At 60.5% G+C, this 17,862-nt stretch carries 18 protein-coding genes; 14 read left to right on the top strand and 4 right to left on the bottom strand.

The genetic code is table 11. The features are described 5' to 3' along the window. Positions 1 to 64: 64 nt before the first annotated feature. Positions 65 to 538: a DUF3576 domain-containing protein gene (locus J7400_RS14990; RefSeq protein WP_209064727.1), complete on the bottom strand. Its 474-nt coding sequence runs from the start codon at positions 536 to 538 to the stop codon at positions 65 to 67. Between the two features lie 343 nt (positions 539 to 881). On the opposite strand from J7400_RS14990, the gene J7400_RS14995 reads away from it, so the two are divergent. Together J7400_RS14995 and J7400_RS15000 are read left to right on the top strand one after the other, a co-directional pair. Beyond that, a complete protein-coding gene (locus tag J7400_RS14995; RefSeq protein ID WP_209064729.1) occupies positions 882 to 1,796 on the top strand; it encodes a porin in 915 nt (304 codons plus the stop codon). Between the two features lie 108 nt (positions 1,797 to 1,904). Further along, complete coding sequence (locus tag J7400_RS15000; RefSeq protein ID WP_209064731.1) at positions 1,905 to 2,555, top strand: YggS family pyridoxal phosphate-dependent enzyme; 651 nt, start codon at positions 1,905 to 1,907, stop codon at positions 2,553 to 2,555. Positions 2,556 to 2,621: 66 nt separating this feature from the next. Here J7400_RS15000 and J7400_RS15005 read toward each other — a convergent pair whose 3' ends face one another. Together J7400_RS15005 and ribA are read right to left on the bottom strand one after the other, a co-directional pair. Further along, positions 2,622 to 3,116 (bottom strand): L,D-transpeptidase family protein, encoded by a 495-nt coding sequence (locus tag J7400_RS15005; protein ID WP_209064733.1) that lies wholly within the window; start codon positions 3,114 to 3,116, stop codon positions 2,622 to 2,624. Continuing rightward, positions 3,113 to 4,204, bottom strand: coding sequence for a GTP cyclohydrolase II (gene ribA / locus J7400_RS15010; protein WP_209064735.1), 1,092 nt, complete (start codon positions 4,202 to 4,204; stop codon positions 3,113 to 3,115). The genes J7400_RS15005 and ribA overlap by 4 nt, the downstream gene beginning before the upstream one ends. A 164-nt stretch (positions 4,205 to 4,368) precedes the next feature. Between ribA and J7400_RS15015 the strand changes: the two genes are divergently transcribed. The 5 genes from J7400_RS15015 to J7400_RS15035 all read left to right on the top strand — a co-directional run bounded on the left by J7400_RS15015 (position 4,369) and on the right by J7400_RS15035 (position 8,150). Further along, on the top strand, positions 4,369 to 5,055 hold the full coding sequence (locus tag J7400_RS15015; RefSeq protein WP_209064738.1) for a response regulator transcription factor: 687 nt from the start codon (positions 4,369 to 4,371) through the stop codon (positions 5,053 to 5,055). 283 nt (positions 5,056 to 5,338) lie between these two features. Further along, positions 5,339 to 6,127 carry an exodeoxyribonuclease III gene (gene xth / locus J7400_RS15020; RefSeq protein ID WP_209064740.1) on the top strand — a complete coding sequence of 263 codons (789 nt, stop codon included), beginning with the start codon at positions 5,339 to 5,341 and terminating at the stop codon, positions 6,125 to 6,127. Between the two features lie 210 nt (positions 6,128 to 6,337). Further along, positions 6,338 to 7,264, top strand: a complete 927-nt coding sequence (locus J7400_RS15025) for a co-chaperone YbbN (protein WP_209064742.1) — start codon at positions 6,338 to 6,340, stop codon at positions 7,262 to 7,264. Between the two features lie 41 nt (positions 7,265 to 7,305). Continuing rightward, a complete protein-coding gene (locus J7400_RS15030; protein WP_209064744.1) occupies positions 7,306 to 7,950 on the top strand; it encodes an LON peptidase substrate-binding domain-containing protein in 645 nt (214 codons plus the stop codon). Then, positions 7,950 to 8,150 carry a Trm112 family protein gene (locus tag J7400_RS15035; protein ID WP_209065005.1) on the top strand — a complete coding sequence of 67 codons (201 nt, stop codon included), beginning with the start codon at positions 7,950 to 7,952 and terminating at the stop codon, positions 8,148 to 8,150. Before J7400_RS15030 ends, J7400_RS15035 begins: the two co-directional genes overlap by 1 nt. Positions 8,151 to 8,249: 99 nt before the next feature. Here the strand turns inward: J7400_RS15035 and J7400_RS15040 are convergent, their stop codons facing one another. Continuing rightward, complete coding sequence (locus J7400_RS15040; RefSeq protein ID WP_209064746.1) at positions 8,250 to 9,464, bottom strand: FAD-dependent monooxygenase; 1,215 nt, start codon at positions 9,462 to 9,464, stop codon at positions 8,250 to 8,252. Positions 9,465 to 9,548: 84 nt separating this feature from the next. Here J7400_RS15040 and J7400_RS15045 point away from each other — a divergent pair, with 84 nt between their 5' ends. The 7 genes from J7400_RS15045 (at position 9,549) to J7400_RS15075 (ending at position 17,861) form a co-directional block, all read left to right on the top strand. Next, positions 9,549 to 10,925, top strand: coding sequence for an amidase family protein (locus J7400_RS15045; protein WP_209064749.1), 1,377 nt, complete (start codon positions 9,549 to 9,551; stop codon positions 10,923 to 10,925). Continuing rightward, complete coding sequence (locus tag J7400_RS15050) at positions 10,922 to 12,022, top strand: class I SAM-dependent RNA methyltransferase (RefSeq protein WP_209064751.1); 1,101 nt, start codon at positions 10,922 to 10,924, stop codon at positions 12,020 to 12,022. The genes J7400_RS15045 and J7400_RS15050 overlap by 4 nt, the downstream gene beginning before the upstream one ends. A gap of 285 nt (positions 12,023 to 12,307) precedes the next feature. Next, on the top strand, positions 12,308 to 13,021 hold the full coding sequence (locus J7400_RS15055) for a phosphotransferase (protein ID WP_209064753.1): 714 nt from the start codon (positions 12,308 to 12,310) through the stop codon (positions 13,019 to 13,021). Positions 13,022 to 13,253: 232 nt separating this feature from the next. Further along, complete coding sequence (locus tag J7400_RS15060; RefSeq protein ID WP_209064755.1) at positions 13,254 to 13,826, top strand: XRE family transcriptional regulator; 573 nt, start codon at positions 13,254 to 13,256, stop codon at positions 13,824 to 13,826. Positions 13,827 to 13,876: 50 nt separating this feature from the next. Continuing rightward, positions 13,877 to 14,500 carry a LysE family translocator gene (locus tag J7400_RS15065; protein WP_209064757.1) on the top strand — a complete coding sequence of 208 codons (624 nt, stop codon included), beginning with the start codon at positions 13,877 to 13,879 and terminating at the stop codon, positions 14,498 to 14,500. 11 nt (positions 14,501 to 14,511) lie between these two features. Continuing rightward, positions 14,512 to 16,962, top strand: a complete 2,451-nt coding sequence (locus J7400_RS15070; RefSeq protein ID WP_209064759.1) for an FAD-dependent oxidoreductase — start codon at positions 14,512 to 14,514, stop codon at positions 16,960 to 16,962. After that, complete coding sequence (locus J7400_RS15075; protein WP_209064761.1) at positions 16,959 to 17,861, top strand: homocysteine S-methyltransferase family protein; 903 nt, start codon at positions 16,959 to 16,961, stop codon at positions 17,859 to 17,861. The genes J7400_RS15070 and J7400_RS15075 overlap by 4 nt, the downstream gene beginning before the upstream one ends. Position 17,862: the final 1 nt, after the last annotated feature.

The raw sequence follows: 17,862 nt of genomic DNA on the forward strand, positions 1-17,862 counted from the left end.
GTGTCGCAAACAAAAAAGCCGCGGCGAAAGCTGCGGCTCTTGTTTTTCAGATCTCGCCTCGGGGTCAGATCTTCTTATCTTCAATCCGCAGCTGGCGCGCCCGTGTCAGAATCGCGTCTTCCACCGCACGCGCCGTGCTTTCAGGCACCGCACGACCGCCATTGGATTGCAGCGCCACATTCAGCGAACGCGCATCAAGCGCCGCATCGCGCACAAACACAGTGGCCCGGTAAGAGCGCCCACCACCCGGAGGCGTGCCATATCCGGTTGAAATCACACCGCTGAAGGGGTCAACCGTCTGCACCGGCAGGAAATCCAGAACCTCAAGCGATGCCGCCCAAATATACTTGTTCACGCGCACCGTCTGATCCGCATTGTCTGGTCCAAAGGCATCCCAGAGCGTATCTTCTTCCGCTGTAGTATCTGCGGGACGCACTTCTCCCAACAGGCCGGATCCATTATTGCGGTTTCCGCAAGCGGTCAGGGTGGTGGCCGCCACAAGAGCAACCAAAAGCACGGGACGACGTAGAAGTTCCATAAAACTGCCTCAAGACGTGGTTTGTAACCGTCCTAGCCAAGCTGTGCCTGTTGAGCAAGGCTCTTGGGGGTAAAGTGCCTGTTATGGTCTAGTATCTTGGTACGTTCCTGTGAAACTTGCCTTTGCGTAAGGGGCTTTTCAGCGGTGAGAAATAACGATGCGATATAGGAAGTATCGAGCGTTGTGGCAGGACTGTGGCATGTCTGCACCATGTCGGCTTACAATCTCTTAAAGCTTTGCGCTGTGCTTGCCAAAATACCCCCAAAAGAGCGAGAGACTACCACATACCCAATTACGGATTCTCCGGGTTGGGCGCATGAATTGGAAATCCGAGGGAAAAATCATGAAAAAGATTCTCTTCGCTTCTACTGCTCTGGTTGCAACCGCATCCGTTGCAGCAGCAGACGTAACTTTCGGCGGTGCAGGCCGCTTCGGTCTGGTTTACGACGAAGGTCTGGCAGACGAAACCATCCTGGATCACCGTATCCGTGTGAACATCACCGGTCTGACCGAAACCGATGGTGGCGTTAAGTTCGAAGGCCGTATCCGTCTTCAAGCACAAGAAGATGACGGCTTCGGCTCTAACGGTACTGGCCCTGGCGGCGTTGGCTTCGCAGTGTCCACCGGCGGCATCCGCGTTGACGTTGGTTCCGTATCCGACGTATTCGACTCCGGCGACGTCCTGAACTGGTCCGGCTTCGAAATCGGTTACACCGCGATCTCCGGTCAGACTTCCAACTTCTCCGGCTTCGACCGTAACGGTTTCGCAGGCTCCGGCGACGACGACAACCAGACCATCAAACTGCGTTACACCGCAGGTGACTTCACCGGTTCTGCTTCCTACTCCATGGAAACTGGTTCCAACGGTGCAGGCGCAGGTGACGCATACTGGCAGATCGGTGGCGGCTACAACTTCGGCGCACACAACGTTGGCGTAATGTTCGGCGACAGCGACGCAGACAACCAGCAGTGGGCAATCGGTGTTGACGGTTCCTTCGGCGACTTCGGTTACTCCGTACTGGTTGCTGACAACGACAACATGGACGACGTAGCATTCGGTGCTTCCGGTTCCTACACCATCTCCGCCGCAACTTCCGTGAACGCGCACATCTCCACCGGTGGTAACGACGCAAACGACACCGCATACGGTGTTGGCGTTTCCCACTCCCTGGGTGGCGGCGTTTCCCTGGGCGCAGGTGTTGCATCCAACGCTTCCGGCAACACCGTTGGCGACCTGGGTGTGGTCTTCAACTTCTAATAGTTGATAGACACCAAGTCTTTGGGGCGGGCTCGCAAGAGCCTGCCCCTTTCTTTTTGTGCCAAAGCATGATTTGTCGCGCCCCAATACCATTGATAGAGGCCGCCCATGTCGCTGACCGAAATTACTCAACGCATCGCCAAAGCTGAAACCTCCGCATGGCGGGCTTCTGGCGCCACCCAGCTGATCGCCGTGAGCAAACGCCAGCCGGACGAGCGCGTCGCCGAGGTGTTGGCCCAGGGCCACCGCCTTTTTGGAGAAAATCAGGTGCAGGAAGCGGCCGGCAAATGGCCCGCGTTTCGCGAGACCTACCCGGATGCCAAAGTGCATCTGCTTGGGCCTCTGCAAACCAACAAAGCGCGACAGGCGATGGGGCTTTTTGATGCCATCCACTCGCTCGACCGTCCCAAGCTGGCCAACACGCTGGCGCGGCTGACGCAGGAGGAGGGGCGCTGTTCTGATCTGTTTATTCAGGTCAACACCGGCGAAGAGCCTCAGAAATCCGGCATTCTGCCTGCCGACACGGACGCCTTCGTTGCCGAATGCCGCGCGTTGGACTTGCCCATCGTTGGTCTGATGTGCATCCCTCCGGTGGATGAAGAGCCCGCGCTGCATTTCGCGCTGCTCGCCAAATTGGCCAAGCGCAATGATCTGGCGGGCCTGTCCATGGGGATGAGCGGCGATTATGAGCGCGCGGTGGCGCTTGGGGCGACCCATGTGCGCGTGGGATCTGCCATCTTTGGCGCGCGGACCACATGAGGCACGACCGTCCGATGAGGTGGGATGCCTCCGGCGGGGATATTTCAGGAATGAGAATGCGTGTGCTTAGGGCACAATCACCCGCGTGCCAGGGAAAACCCGCGCGGCGATCCAGTGCAGATCGGCGCGGCTAAAGGCGATGCAGCCCTCTGTGGCATAGCCGGGGCGGCGCCATTGATGCAGGAAAATGGCTGAACCGCGCCCCGAAACGGCCTCTTGCCAGTTCCAGTCGGTGATCAGGATCAGATCATACAGCGGATCTGCGCGGCGCATTACCTCGTGGCTGGCGGCAAATGGCCCGCGCACCTGCTGGTTGTAGTCTGCGTGATCCGGTGCATCACACCACAGATCGTCTTTGCCAATCGGGAGCGCCCATGGGCGCGGTTCCGCAAGGCGATCCGCGCGATAGAGCATGCCGGCGATTTTGTGCACCCCGCGGGGCGTGGCCCCGTCACCCTCGCGCTTGGTGTCGCTGAGGCCGCCCTTGCCGATGCTGCAGGGGAAATACCGGCCTTTGAAACGCACCCCGCGCGGGGTCAGCACCAGATCATTTGGGGTCATAACATATGGCCGGATTTATGGGCTTTGGTGGCGAGATAGGCTTGGTTGTGGGCGTTTTGGCCCACTTTCAGCGCGACACGCTCGGCCACGGAAACACCGGCCTTTTCCATCATGTCGATCTTGCGCGGGTTGTTGGTCAGCAGGCGCACCTGGGCAAATCCCATCTCCTGCAGGATTTTTGCGCCAATGCGGAAATCGCGCTCATCATCCTCAAAGCCCAGGCGGTGGTTGGCCTCAACCGTGTCAAACCCCTGATCCTGAAGCGAATAGGCGCGCATCTTATTGGCGAGCCCGATGCCGCGCCCCTCTTGATTGAGGTAAAGCAGGACGCCTTCGCCCTCGATGCCCATCTGATCCAGCGCCGCGTGCAGCTGCGGGCCGCAGTCACATTTCAGGCTGCCCAGCACATCACCGGTGAAGCAGGCCGAATGCAGGCGGGCGAGCACAGGCTTGTCGCGGGCAGGGCGTCCGATCTCGATTGCGTAATGTTCTGCGCCACCATCTTCGGGGCGGAAAATATGCAGCCGCCCAGCCTCTGCCGCCGCCATGGGCAGGCGCGCATGCACCACCGGATGCAGCGGGCTAGTCGCTGCGAGATGTGGCGCAGCAAGGGGTGCCGGTATCACCGTGAGGCCATGATCGAGCGCGAATTGCGCCGCATCGGGCAAAGACACCGTGAGAGCTGCGGGCAGAAGCTGCGCGGATTTCACCAGTTTCACCGCGGCACGGTGCAGGTCGGCATCCCCGTCACGCGCTGTGGCCAGCGGCCCTTTCATCGGGCTTTTGAGGTCATCCTCAGGGGCGGCAATGCTCTGAACCCATTTCAGCCCTGCATCCTTTGGCAGCGAAATCCGCGCCACATCGCCGTCATAGGCCCGCGCCTTGAGGGTTTCGGCGCGCCGCGCGGTGATCACCAGATGCGGCTCTTCGGAAAGCCCGCGCACATCGTCAAGACGGGCATCGGTCAGGGTTTCTGCCGCCAGCACCAGCAAAGGCACAGCGCCTCCGGTCAAAACAATCGGTACCCCCATGCGCAGATCTGCACGCGCGCGGGCCAGTCGTTCGATGATGTCAGGTGCAAAACTCATGAGATTCTCAATTGGTTGGGCCACACATGTAGCGTCCCTTGCAGCAATATGAAACATTTGCCGCTGCTGAAACACGAGGGCGTGAGAGTTTTGCAGCAAATCTTGTTGTAAATGAATTGGTACCTCAAATCGTCTACCAAGCAATTCAAACGAGGAGGCGGCACATGGCGCAATTGAAAAAAATCCTGCTGGTAGACGATGATGACGATCTGCGCGAGGCGCTGTCTGAGCAGTTGGTGATGACCGAAGACTTTGACGTGTTTGAAGCGGCCAACGGCGCAGATGCCATGAGCCGTGTCAAAGAAGGCCTGTATGACATCATCATTCTGGATGTAGGCCTGCCGGACACCGACGGCCGCGAGCTCTGCCGCCTGATGCGCAAGCAGGGCGTGAAAAGCCCAATCCTGATGCTGACCGGTCATGACAGCGACGCAGACACCATTCTGGGCCTTGATTCGGGCGCAAATGACTATGTGACCAAGCCGTTTAAGTTCCCGGTGCTGCTTGCGCGGATTCGTGCGCAGCTGCGCCAGCATGAGCAATCTGAAGACGCGGTCTTCCAGCTTGGGCCATATACGTTCAAGCCGTCCATGAAGCTCTTGACCACCGAGGATGATCGCAAGATCCGACTGACCGAGAAAGAGACAAACATCCTGAAGTTCCTCTACCGGGCAACCGAAGGTGTTGTGGCACGCGACGTGCTGCTCCACGAGGTCTGGGGGTATAACGCGGGGGTCACCACCCACACGCTGGAAACCCACATTTACCGTCTGCGTCAGAAGATCGAGCCCGATCCCTCCAACGCACGGCTGCTGATCACCGAAAGCGGCGGTTACCGGCTGGTGGCATAAAACCGCCGATGGATTGCCGTGGGACTTTGCACAACCACGGCAGCCCCTAAATATGTTACAATGGTTCGGTGACAAATTTGAAACGCGCACCATTTGCAAAGACCAAACAGTTCCCGCCCATGTCCGGGTTATGACATGAACCTCCCTGTTGGACTGGCCCGGGCTCCGGCTCGGGCCTTTTTTTGTGTCTAGGGTCTGGACGCCTCTCTCTTGGCGCAGCTTTCGGATTGGCAGCACCCGCCCGCCCGCGTAGGGTCGCGTCAAACATCTGAGGGAGAGCTCCATGTCATTCACGCTTGCCACCTGGAACATCAACTCCGTGCGTCTGCGCGAGCCGATTGTGCAAAAGCTGATGCAGGAAGAAGCCCCCGACGTGCTCTGCCTTCAGGAATGCAAAAGCCCCGTGGACAAGATTCCGATGGAAGGCTTTGCCGCCCTTGGCTACACCCACATGGTCGCGCGCGGTCAGAAGGGCTACAACGGCGTGGCGATCTTCTCCAAGATCCCAATGGAGGAGGCGGGCAGTGAGGATTTTGCCGATCTCGGCCATGCCCGCCACATTGCCGGGCGATTGGAAAACGGCGTGACCGTCCACAATTTCTACGTACCCGCGGGCGGCGATGTGCCGGATCGGGAGCAAAACGAGAAATTTGGCCAGAAGCTCGACTACCTTGCCGACATGCGGGACTACTTCAAACGCGAAGATATGAGCAAATCCATCATGGTGGGCGATCTCAACATTGCGCCGCGCGAAGATGACGTCTGGGATCACAAGAAACTTCTGAAAGTGGTGAGCCACACCCCGATTGAGGTCGAAAAGCTTGCCGAAACCCAGGAGGCGGGCGGCTGGGTGGACATCACCCGGCAGGACATCCCTGAGGGCAAGCTCTACAGCTGGTGGTCCTATCGCGCGCGCGATTGGGACGCGGCGGATAAGGGCCGTAGGCTTGATCACATCTGGGCCACGCCAGATATTTCCAACGCCGCGCATTCAAGCCGCGTGCTGCGCGCGGCCCGTGGCTGGGAAAAGCCGTCAGACCACGCGCCGATCTTTGCCACCTTCGACCTATAGCCGTTTGCGTTTGACTTGAATCGCTTGTTCGCTGCCTCTCCCTTTCGGTCGAACGCGAAAAGCGATCCCTTTGCCTCACGTTAAACGCAAGCGGCATTATAAAACACCCGCGACTTTGCCCGCTTTTGCTGCGCGCCAAAACCAACTCCTCCCTTGGTTTCTGCGCCGCATCTCGCCATATAGGGGGCAAGGTCCAGACGGAGACAAAAGATGATGGATATTCTTGGCGGAGGCGCACAGACCGCGCCCGCAAATGGTGATCTGATCAAAGACGTATCTGAAGCCACTTTTATGGCCGATGTTGTGGATGCATCCATGACCGTGCCGGTGATCGTGGATTTCTGGGCGCCTTGGTGCGGACCCTGCAAAACCCTCGGCCCGGCGCTTGAGGCGGCTGTGACCGCAGCGGGCGGCGCGGTGAAAATGGCCAAGGTCAATGTGGATGAAAACCAGATGATTGCAGGCCAGATGCGCGTGCAATCCATCCCAACCGTCTATGCCTTCTGGCAAGGCCAGCCGGTTGACGGTTTTCAGGGCGCGCTGCCGCCCAGCGAGATCGACGCCTTTGTGGCGCGCGTGGTGGAGGCCGGTGGCGGCGCCATGCCGGATGGCGGCTTGGCCGATGCGCTGGCCGCAGCGGAAGAGATGCTGGGCGAGGGCGATGCCACCTCTGCGGCAGAAACCTTTGCCGCCATTGCCGAGCAAGACCCTGAAAACGCAGCCGCATTTGCGGGCATGGCGCGCGCCTATCTGGCGCTTGGCCAGACCGATCAGGCTGAGGCTGTGATCAACGGCGCGCCGGAGGCCATCTCTGATGCCGCTGAAATCGAAGCGGTGCGCGCCCAGATCGAACTGGCCCGTCAGGCAGAAAACGCTGGCCCCGTGGCAGAGCTGCGTGCGGCTGTGGAGGCGGATCCCGACAACCATCAGGCGCGCCTCGATCTGGCGCAGGCGCTGCATGCCGCCGATCAGGTTGAAGAGGCTGTGACCGAGCTGCTGGAGCTGTTCCGTCGGGATCGCGAATGGAACGACGGCGCAGCCAAGGCCCAGCTCTTCACCATCTTTGAGGCGCTTCCAGCCAATGACCCTGTGGTGCTCAATGGGCGTCGTAAACTGAGCTCGCTGATCTTTGCATGATCGCGCTTTGCGGATCAGGCGTTCCAGAGTAGGCTTCTGCCATGTTCAAAGCCGCTGACCTTCCGGAAACGCTGGCGGTGTTTCCTTTGCCCGGGGCGCTGATGTTGCCCCGCGCGCGCCTTCCGCTGCACATCTTTGAACCGCGCTATCTGGCGATGCTGGATGACGCGCTCAAAACCTCAGAGCGCCTGATCGGGATGATCCAGCCCAACGAGGTGCCGGGGCGGGACGGCTCCGGCCTGCACACCATCGGCTGCGCCGGGCGCATCACTCAGTTTTCAGAGACCGACGACAATCGCTATCTGATCACCCTCTCGGGCGTGTCACGCTTTCGGGTGCTGCAGGAGGTCGAAGGGTTTGCGCCTTACCGCCGCTGTCAGGTGCTATGGGACGGTTTTGAGCGCGATCTGGGCGGCACGGAAAATGATCCGGGCTTTCAGCGCCCGGCCTTCATGGATCTGCTCAAGCGGTATTTTGACCAACGCGAGCTGTCGACCGACTGGGACACGCTCAAAGATGCGGATGACGAGTTGCTGATCAACTCGCTTTCGATGCTTCTGGAGTTTGGCGCAGAGGACAAACAGGCGCTGCTGGAGGCGCCTTCGCTGACCACGCGCCGCGAAACCCTTGTGACACTTTTGGAATTTGCACTGCGCAGCGGTGACGGAGAGGACTTGATACAATGATGGATGCGCAAACCGAGCCGCAGCTTGACCCGAAATTTGACCGCCGGATGCTGGAAGCGCTGGTCTGCCCGCAGACCGGGCGGACTTTGGAATATGACGCTGAACAGCAGGAGCTGATCTCCCGCGCGGCTGGTCTCGCCTTCCCGATCCGCGCAGGCATCCCTGTGATGTTGATCGACGAAGCCCGCGTGATCGAGTGAACTCAAAGTTAAGCCATTGAAAGAAGGCTGAGGGGGCCAGCCCCCTCGCGCTTTGCGCTCACCCCCGGGATATTTGACGAATGAGAAGCGCTGGCGCGTCTACTGCATCAGCTTGGGCAATTCACCATTGAGGCCCGCGGCCTCGCGCATGAAGGTGCGGCGCAGGCCCGGCATTGCCCCCACAAGCCCCATGCCCACATCCCGCGCGGCGCGCAGCAGTGGGTTGTCGTTGGAAAAGAGCTTGTTGGTCAGATCAGTTGCGGCCACCAGCGTTGCGGTGTCAAAGCGGCGCCATTCCTGATAGCGCCCCAACACCAGCAGCGAGGCGATGTCTTCGCCGCGCTGCTGCGCCTCGGTCAAGATTTGTGCCAGCGCGGCCACATCGCGCAGACCGGCGTTGAGGCCCTGTCCGGCAATCGGGTGCATGCCATGGGCCGCATCCCCCACCAGCGCCACGCGCTCTGCGATGAAGCTGTTGGCCACCGACAGGCTCAGCGGATAGGTGAAGCGGTTGCCTGCCAATTCGATCTCTCCAAGGAAATCGCCAAAGCGCGGGCGCAGTACCGCCATGTAATCTTCGTCAGACAGCGCATGGATGGCGGCGGCAGCCTCGTCGGTTTCCGACCAGACAATGGAGCTCATATTGTTTGGCAGGGGCAGGATCGCCAGCGGGCCGGGGGGCATGAAGAACTGATGCGCCACGCCATTGTGGGGCTTTTCATGTTTGATCGCGCAGACCAGCGCGGTCTGCCCATAGCCCCAGCCGGTGCGTTTGATACGCGCGCGTTTGCCAACACCGGTCTGCCGCCCGTCACAGCCCACCAGCAGCCTAGCGCGTCGCGTCGTGTCATCACTCAGCGTGACCGTCACGCCGCTGACATCAACCGCTTGATCGGTAACCTCTGTGCCGGAAATCAGCGTGATCTTCGGCTCGGCTTCCATCGCCGTCAGGAAAGCGCGGTAAAGGAAGCGGTCCTCTAGCATGAACCCCATCGGGCCTTCTTCGATCTCGCGGTGGTCAAAATGCATGAAGAACGGTGCCGGCCCTTCGCCTGCGCGCCCGTCTGAGACCTTGATGTCGCGCATCGGCTCGGCCTGATCCGCCACCTGTTCCCAGACACCAATCGCGCTCAGCAGCCGCTTGGAGGCCAGCGCCAGCGCATAGCCGCGCCCGTCAAAGTTGCCTGCCGCCCGTGCGGGGGCAGGGCGCGCATCCACAACGGTCACATCAAAGCCCGCCTGCGCGAGCGCCAGCGCCAGGGCAGGGCCGTTCAGCCCGCCACCAGCGATCAGAATATCGGTGTCAAAACTCATGACGCCAATATGGGTGTCGGTTCGGGATTGTCCATGCGCGATTGCGCCGCTACCGTCGCGCTGATCAGAGGTTTGGAGAGCAAAATGTTGGAATGGCTGAAAATGGGCGTTGCGGATCTGGGGCGCGGGATCGAGGCCGGGGCAATAGATCCGGTGGCGCTGACCGAAACCTATCTGACCGCCATTGAAGGCCATACTCTGCGCGACCGCATCTATTCTGCGATCACCCGCGAGCGCGCGCTGGCAGAAGCCGCTGCCGCAGCCGAACGCGCCCGTCTGGGGCTGCGCCTGTCACCGCTCGATGGTGTGCCGATCAGCTGGAAAGACCTGTTTGACGGCGCCGGTGTGGTGACGGAAGCCGGGTCTGCCCTGCTCAAGGGCCGTGTGCCGCAGGAAGACGCTGAAGTGCTCGCCAATGCCACCGTCATGGGGCTGATCTGTCTTGGCAAAACCCATATGAGCGAGCTGGCGTTTTCAGGTCTTGGCCTCAACCCGATCACCGCCACACCGCCCTGCGTGAACGATCACGATGCGGTGCCCGGCGGCTCCTCGTCCGGGGCGGCCACCAGCGTGGCGTTTGACCTTGCGCCTGCGGGCATCGGCTCTGACACCGGCGGCTCGGTGCGCATCCCGGCGGCGTGGAATGATCTTGTTGGTCTGAAAACCACGCCGGGGCGGATTTCGTGCAAAGGCGTGGTGCCGCTGTGCCGCAGCTTTGACACCATCGGCCCGCTCACCCGCACAGTAGAGGACGCCGCGCTGCTCTTTGCCATGCTGGATGGCAGCGCGCCGGTCGATCTGCGCGGTGCATCGCTTGCTGGCAAAAGGTTCGCTGTGCTGGAAACCATCGCGCTTGAGGGCGTGCGCGAGGCCCCTATGGCGGGTTTTGAGCGCGCCATCCACCGCATCGAAGTCGCTGGCGCGTCGCTGGAGTTCATTCAGGCGCCGGAGATTGCCGAGGCCATGTCCCTCACCGCGCCGCTTTACACTGCGGAGGCTTATGGCGAGTGGAAGGACACCATCGAGGCGGCACCGGACAAGATGTTTGACCAGATCCTGGAGCGCTTCCGCGCCGGGGCCACCATCACCGGGCCGGATTACGTCGCCGCTTGGCAGCGCCTGCATGAATTGCGCGCCATCTGGGAGGCGCGCATTGCCAGCTATGACGCTGTTGTGCTGCCCACCGCCCCGATCCTGCCGCCCAATGTGGAACGCCTGATGACCGATCAGGAGTATTACATCACCGAAAACCTGCTCGCCCTGCGCAACACCCGCATCGGCAACCTCATGGGCAGCGCGGGCATCACCCTGCCCACGGATGTGCCCTCTTGTGGTGTGATGCTCTTGGTCAAAGGCGGCGATGAGGCGCGCCTGTTGCGCTTGGCCGCCGCCGTGGAGCCGCTTTTTCATTCAGACTACGCCTCGCGTCACCTGACAAAGCCCGCTAAAAGCGGCGCATGAAAAAATTTGAAATCTTTGTGGTGACCGCGCCGGGGCTGGAAAAGCCTCTGGCGGCGGAAATGGCGGATCTGGGCTTCAAAAAGCCCAAAATGATGCCCGGCGGCGTGCGTTTTCGCGGCAACTGGCAGGATGTCTGGCGCGCCAACCTCAGCCTGCGCGGCGCGGTGCGCGTGCTGGCGCGGATCGACAATTTTCAGGCCATGCACCTCAATCAGCTGGAGCGGCTGATCGCGGATATGCCATGGCGGCAATATCTGCGTACCGATGTGCCGTTGAAGGTGGATGTCGCCACGCAGAAATCCAAAATCTACCACGCTGGCGCCGCCAAAGAGCGCATCGAGCGGGGCTTGGCCACCGCCGTCGGCGCGCCCATTTCGGCTGAGGCCGACGTGGTGGTGAAGGCGCGGATCGACAACAATATGGTCACCCTCTCGCTCGACACCACGGGCGAAAGCCTGCACAAGCGCGGCCATAAATCCGCCGTCGCCAAGGCCCCCATGCGTGAAAACATGGCCGCCATGTTCCTGCGCCAGCTTGGCTTTGATGGCAGCCAGCCGGTCTATGACCCGATGTGCGGCTCCGGCACTTCTGTGATCGAAGCGGCCGAGATCGCCGCCGGGCTTCTGCCGGGGCGCTCCCGCAGCTTTGCCTTTCAGCAGCTCGCCAATTTTGACATCGAGGCGTTCCAAGCGCTGCGCAATGCCGAGGCAACTGCGCCCAAAGCACGCTTCTTTGGCTCCGACAAAGACGCCGGTGCGATCCGCATGGCAGGCGAAAACGCCAGCCGCGCAGAGGTGGCCGACTGGGCCAGCTTTGCCCAGAAAAGCGCAGGCGAGATCACGCCGCCAGATGGCCCGCCCGGTATCGTCGTGGTGAACCCGCCTTACGGCGCACGCATCGGCGACAAAAAGAGGCTGTTTGCGCTTTATGCAAGCTTCGGCAAAGCGCTCTCGCAGCATTTCTCCGGCTGGACCGTGGGCATTGTCACCACCGACACAGGGCTCGCCCGCGCCACCGGTCTGCCGCTGGAAACACCTTTTGCCACCGTGGCGCATGGCGGGTTGAAGGTGCAGCTCTACACTTGTGAGGTGCCTTAGGCGGCGTCTGCATTTAGACATGTCACCGGCGCGAGACGGATTTGGCTTCTGACAAGGCGTTCACACTGTAGCGATCTGGTTGATCGGAAGGTGTGAACAACGCATGCAGGGACCAAATCCGCCGCGTCGCAAAGCGATTTTGCCAAAAACTGCCCTTGCTGCGTTGTTTTCGCTTGAAAGGGAGCCACCCTTCCTGCGCGAAAGCGCCTTGCAAGCCCAGATTTTGGTCTGAAACCGGTGGCATGTATAAATGCAGACGCCGCCTAGGACAGGAGCCGCAAAGCGATGAGCCATCCACCTCTGCATCTCTGGGGCATCCATGCGCCGCTTGAAGAGCTCACGGGTGGCCATCGCAATACGGTCTGGCGCACGTGCGGCCTGTCCAACGATCTGGTGTTCAAATCCACCCAACGGTCAGAGGCGGCCATGGTCTGGCTTTCAGAGGTGCAGGCCATCGCCCGCAGCGCAGGACTGAATGTGCCGCACATGCGTCGCAGCCTGTCCGGCGCGTGGATCGCTGAGGGCTGGATATGTGAGGAGCTTGTCGAGGGGGCGGCGATACCGCCTGCCGTAGCCTCTGACCTCTCCGCCCCGCTCAACCGGTTTCACGAAATGAGCCGCGCAGTGTCTCAACGGCCCGGGTTTTGCGCCACCTTCGACCTGCTGACCCGCGCGGCGGGTGGTGACGTCGATCTCTCGCAGATGCCCGCCGATCTTGTAGCCCTGTGCCGGGCCGCTTGGAGTGCCGTGCAAACCGCGCCGCTCTGTGTGGTGCATGGCGACCTTGCGCCGGGCAATCTGCTGCGTGATCCGCTGGGGCATCTCTGGCTGATTGACTGGGATGAATGCCGCCGCGACCTGCCGCTTTTTGATCGGGTGATGCTTGAGCCGTTGGGGCCGGAGGCGCGTCGTGCCCATCTCGCATGGGAGGTGGCCTGCGGCTGGCAGCGGGAGCCGGAACACGCCCGTCAACTTGCTCGAGACCTGCGCGGATTTTGAGCTGTGAAATTCACGCAACGCGCGCTGGGGTAACCTTTTTTCGGACCGAAATTTCGCACCTACGCGATACAGCCGCAATACAGACGCGATACCGACGTTGTTTTTTATGGTTAACGCGGCTTTTGGCGCGCGCAACAAATGTGAAGATCGCGTGAAAAAGTGCTTTGAAATTTCACCAAACTGAGGCACCGTGAAATTCGAGGGAAAAATTTCACGACTGGATTCGCGCTATATGCTGCACGATGTGCCCCAAAACCCCCAGACGCTTGGCGCCGATCTGCGTGCGCTGCGCAAGGCGCGCGGCCTGACATTGACGGATATGGCAGAAGCGCTGGAACGGTCTGTGGGGTGGCTCAGTCAGGTCGAGCGCGACAAGTCCGAACCGACCATTTCCGATCTCCGTCAAATCGCACAAGTCCTTGAAGTTCCTATGTCTATGCTGTTCGGTCAGTCCTCTGCGCTGGCCCATGAACAGGGCTATATCGTCCGCGCAGGCGCCCGCCGTCCGATGGGTGGCAGCGAGGAAGGGCTGATCGAAGAGCTGCTTTCGCCGGATCTCACGGATGATTTTGAGATGGTGCATTCCACCTTCGCGCCCCGCTCCGAGATGCAAGTGCCCGCCACCCGACCGACGCAGGAAGTGGGCTATGTGGTTGAAGGCAAACTGAATTTACGGATCGGCACACAGGAATTTTCGGTCGGCCCGGGCGACAGCTTCCGCATCCGCGGCGAAGAATACCACTGGTCCAACCCGCACGACGACCCCTGTGTCGCGATCTGGGTGATCGCCCCGCCGGTCTATTGATGTTCTGACACACCAATCTGAGAAACGCTTTAAAAACAAGGGGGAAGGCCATGCTTGAGACATTCGCAAATATGGAAAGCGTCACGCTCTGGGCCTTCATGGCGGCCTCGTTGGTGATGTATCTGACCCCCGGCGCGGACATGATGTTCACCATCGCCTCTGGCATTGCGGGCGGACCCAAAGCCGGGTTTGCCGCCACCGTGGGCGTGACGCTGGGCTTGCTGATGCACATCACTCTGGCCGCCGCTGGCCTTGCCGTTGTGATCGCCGCATCCCCCACGGCCCTGCTGGTGATCCGTTATGCAGGAGCAGCTTATCTTGTTGTTTTAGCTTGGCAATCCTGGCGTGCCTTGCCACCTTCAGAGGAAGCTGACGGCCGCGCAAACGTCTCGCGCGCGCTGCGTCGCGGGTTCCTGACCAATATGATGAACCCCAAGATCATCCTCTTCATCCTCGCCTTCTTGCCCCAGTTCACCACACCTGAGGCCGGCCCCATTTGGCACCAGATCGCCATCTTGGGCCTCATGTTTTCCGCTGGTGGCTTTGTCGTGGTCTCCATGATCGGCCTCTCCGCAGGCTTGGTCGGAGCCAAGCTCAAGAAGGCCACCGGGGTTCTAAACAAATGCGCATCCATCATTTTTGGCGGCCTCGCTGCCAAACTGGTTTTTGACTAAGGGAGACCAACATGTCCGATTTTCCAACCAAGGCCCGCGTGGTCATCATCGGCGGTGGGGTCGTTGGCACCTCAAGCCTGTATCACCTTGCCAAGAAGGGCTGGACCGACTGTGTTCTGCTGGAAAAGAACGAGCTGACCGCCGGATCCACCTGGCACGCGGCCGGGAATGTGCCTACGTTTTCAAACTCTTGGGCCATCATGAACATGCAGCGCTACTCCACCGAGCTTTACGCCCGCTTGGGTGAAGAGGTGGATTACCCGATGAACTATCACCAGTCTGGCTCGATCCGACTGGCGCACACCAAAGAGCGTGTGCAAGAGTTTGAACGGGCCATGTCCATGGCGCGGTATCAGGGTATCCCAATGGAGATGTGGACCCCGGAGGAGGCCAAGGAGCGCTATCCTTTCCTTGAGACCCACGATCTCATGGGTGTGCTCTATGACCCCACCGATGGCGACATTGATCCGGCCCAGCTGACTCAGGCTTTGGCCAAAGGTGCGCGGGACATGGGCCAGAAAATCATCCGCTTCTGCCCAGCGACCGGCGTGACCCAGCGGGAAGACAAAAGCTGGATTGTGCACACCGACAAAGGCGACATCGCCTGTGATTATGTCGTGAATGCAGCGGGTTACTATGCCCAGCGCGTGGGCGAATGGTTCAAACCATATGGCGGTCGTTCCGTGCCGATGATGGTGATGAGCCACCAGTACCTGCTGACCGAAGAAATCCCCGAGGTGGAAGAATGGTCCAAAGCCAACGGTGGTGTGAAGCTGCCGCTGCTGCGCGACGTGGATATCTCTTACTACCTGCGTCAGGAGAAACACGGCTACAACCTCGGCCCTTACGAGCCCAACTGTAAGGCCCATTGGGACACAGACGCCGACCCGATGCCGGATGATTTCTCCTTCCAGCTCTGGTCTGACGATCTGGACCGGATCGAGGACATCGTGACCGACGCCATGGAGCGTGTACCGCTGATGGCAACCTCTGGCATCAGCCGCGTGATCAACGGCCCAATCCCCTACGCGCCGGACGGGCTGCCTCTGATCGGGCCCATGCCGGGCGTGGAAAATGCCTTTGAAAACTGTGTGTTCACCTTCGGCATCGCCCAGGGCGGCGGTGCTGGTAAGGTGCTCGCAGAGTGGATCGTGGATGGCCACACCGAGTGGGATATGTGGGCCGTCGATCCCCGCCGCTACACCGATTACACCGATCATGATTACTGCGTGAAGAAAGGCATGGAAGTCTACGGCAACGAATACGCCATGCATTTCCCGCATCACGAATGGCCCGCCGCGCGCGACAAGAAGCTCTCCCCCGTCCATGACCGGGTGGTTGCACAAGGCGGTGTTATGGGGGCCTACAACGGCTGGGAGCGCGCCAACTGGTTCGCCAAAGACGGCGATGACACCTCGCTTGAAGCCACCCACACCTGGGGACGCTCCGGCCCATGGGAGCAGCGCATCAAAGAAGAGTGCGAAGCGGTGCGCGATCACTGCGGTGTGCTTGATTTGCCAGGCTTTTCCCGCTTCATGGTCAAAGGTGAGGGGGCGGCCGAGGCCCTGCGCGGGTTTGTAACCGGTGGCCTTCCAAAGGTAGGCCGGATGAACCTTGTCTATGTCTCAGATGATCGGGGCCGCATCCTGACAGAGATGTCCTGCATCCGCTTGGGCGAGGATGAATTTGTGATGATCACGGCAGCGACCGCACAGTGGCATGACCGCGATCTGCTGACAAAGGTTATGCCAGCAGGTGTGACGGTTGAGGATGTCACCACCACCCGCGACACGCTGATTGTCACAGGGCCAAAGTCGCGAGAGATCCTGTCGGGCCTGACAGAGGCGGATCTGGAGAGCGGTTGGCTCACCCACCAGAGTGCGACCGTCGCAGGGCAACCTGCGCATCTGATCCGGGTGTCCTTTGCGGGCGAACTCGGTTGGGAAGTGCATGCGCTGAATGAGCATATGTCAGCTATCTACGACGCCATCATCGCCGCTGGTGCGTCGCCGTTCGGCATGTATGCGCTAAATTCCTTGCGCCTTGAGAAAGGCTACCGTGCGTGGAAAGGCGATCTCTCCACAGATTACTCTCTGCTCGAAGGGGGCCTTGGCCGTTTTGTGAAGCTTGACAAGCCACAGGCGTTCCCGGGCAAAGCCGCGATCCAGAACGAGCTGCAACAGGGTGTGAAAAAATCCTTTGTCACCTTAGTTGTAGAGGCCGGTGATGCTGACGCGCCTTACATGTCTTGTATCTGGCAGGGCGATCAGATTGTCGGGGAAACCACATCTGGCGGCTGGGGGCATCGGGTGAATGCTTCCATCGCGCTGGGCATGGTGCAGGCGGATCTGGCGAAACCCGGCACGGAGCTTGAGGTTGAGATCTACGGTGAGAAATACCGCGCCGTGGTGCAAGAGGATCAGCCGCTCTGGGATCCGGCCAACGAACGCCTGCGGGCATGACGCAGGTCATCTTGAAAGATGGTGGATCGGGTCAGGAGCTCCTGGCCCGGTCATCCATGCCGGCCCATCCGCTTTGGTCCACCAAGGTGATGATGGAAGAGCCGGAGATCGTGCAGTCGGTGCATGTGGATTTTATCCGGGCTGGTGCGCGTCTGATCACGCTCAACACCTATTCCGCCACTCCTGAGCGGCTCGCGCGGGAGGGAGTTGGCGATATGTTTGAAACCCTCCAGCAGCGTGCGCTTGATCTCGCCAATGCTGCACGGGATGAAGTTGAAGCGGACGGCGTCAAACTGGCCGCCTGCCTGCCGCCGCTGCACGGGTCATATCGCCCGGATATGTCACTCGGTCACGCTGATTTGCTGCCTGCCTATCAGGAGATAGTCGCAACGCAGGAAGCGGCTTGTGACGTCATCCTCTGCGAAACCTTGTCCAGCATTGCCGAGGCAACCGCTGCAGCTCAGGCTGGTGTCGAAACAGGCAAGCCAACATGGGTGTTTGTCACGCTCAAAGACGACAACAGCAAGACCTTGCGTTCCGGCGAGACGCTTGAGGCCGCGTTGGACGCGCTCAAGGACATCAAAGTCGCTGGCATTGGCCTGAATTGCTCCAAACCAGAAGTTGTGTCCGGTGGGCTTCCGGCCGTGTTGGAGACAGGTCGCACAACCGGTGCCTACGCCAATGCCTTCACGGGCATCGACCCGCTTGAAATCGGAGGCACCGTTGACGGGCTGCGCGCCCGCGATGATGTGACGCCCGCACGCTACGCGGACTTTGCCATGCAATGGGTCGCGGATGGCGCTCGCTTTGTTGGCGGCTGCTGCGAGGTTGGCCCTGGTCATATCGCTGAACTGGCAAACCGTTTGAAAGAGGCAGGTTATGACTTGGTCGGCGCCTGAC

The organism is Shimia sp. R9_2 (genome assembly GCF_017743735.1).
Taxonomy (GTDB): Bacteria; Pseudomonadota; Alphaproteobacteria; order Rhodobacterales; family Rhodobacteraceae; genus Shimia.

Coding starts and splice junctions, on each gene's coding strand:
- J7400_RS14990 (WP_209064727.1), bottom strand. CDS start 538: ATGGAACTTCTACGTCGTCCCGTGCTTTTGGTTGCTCTTGTGGCGGCC.
- J7400_RS14995 (WP_209064729.1), top strand. CDS start 882: ATGAAAAAGATTCTCTTCGCTTCTACTGCTCTGGTTGCAACCGCATCC.
- J7400_RS15000 (WP_209064731.1), top strand. CDS start 1,905: ATGTCGCTGACCGAAATTACTCAACGCATCGCCAAAGCTGAAACCTCC.
- J7400_RS15005 (WP_209064733.1), bottom strand. CDS start 3,116: ATGACCCCAAATGATCTGGTGCTGACCCCGCGCGGGGTGCGTTTCAAA.
- ribA (WP_209064735.1), bottom strand. CDS start 4,204: ATGAGTTTTGCACCTGACATCATCGAACGACTGGCCCGCGCGCGTGCA.
- J7400_RS15015 (WP_209064738.1), top strand. CDS start 4,369: ATGGCGCAATTGAAAAAAATCCTGCTGGTAGACGATGATGACGATCTG.
- xth (WP_209064740.1), top strand. CDS start 5,339: ATGTCATTCACGCTTGCCACCTGGAACATCAACTCCGTGCGTCTGCGC.
- J7400_RS15025 (WP_209064742.1), top strand. CDS start 6,338: ATGATGGATATTCTTGGCGGAGGCGCACAGACCGCGCCCGCAAATGGT.
- J7400_RS15030 (WP_209064744.1), top strand. CDS start 7,306: ATGTTCAAAGCCGCTGACCTTCCGGAAACGCTGGCGGTGTTTCCTTTG.
- J7400_RS15035 (WP_209065005.1), top strand. CDS start 7,950: ATGGATGCGCAAACCGAGCCGCAGCTTGACCCGAAATTTGACCGCCGG.
- J7400_RS15040 (WP_209064746.1), bottom strand. CDS start 9,464: ATGAGTTTTGACACCGATATTCTGATCGCTGGTGGCGGGCTGAACGGC.
- J7400_RS15045 (WP_209064749.1), top strand. CDS start 9,549: ATGTTGGAATGGCTGAAAATGGGCGTTGCGGATCTGGGGCGCGGGATC.
- J7400_RS15050 (WP_209064751.1), top strand. CDS start 10,922: ATGAAAAAATTTGAAATCTTTGTGGTGACCGCGCCGGGGCTGGAAAAG.
- J7400_RS15055 (WP_209064753.1), top strand. CDS start 12,308: ATGAGCCATCCACCTCTGCATCTCTGGGGCATCCATGCGCCGCTTGAA.
- J7400_RS15060 (WP_209064755.1), top strand. CDS start 13,254: ATGCTGCACGATGTGCCCCAAAACCCCCAGACGCTTGGCGCCGATCTG.
- J7400_RS15065 (WP_209064757.1), top strand. CDS start 13,877: ATGCTTGAGACATTCGCAAATATGGAAAGCGTCACGCTCTGGGCCTTC.
- J7400_RS15070 (WP_209064759.1), top strand. CDS start 14,512: ATGTCCGATTTTCCAACCAAGGCCCGCGTGGTCATCATCGGCGGTGGG.
- J7400_RS15075 (WP_209064761.1), top strand. CDS start 16,959: ATGACGCAGGTCATCTTGAAAGATGGTGGATCGGGTCAGGAGCTCCTG.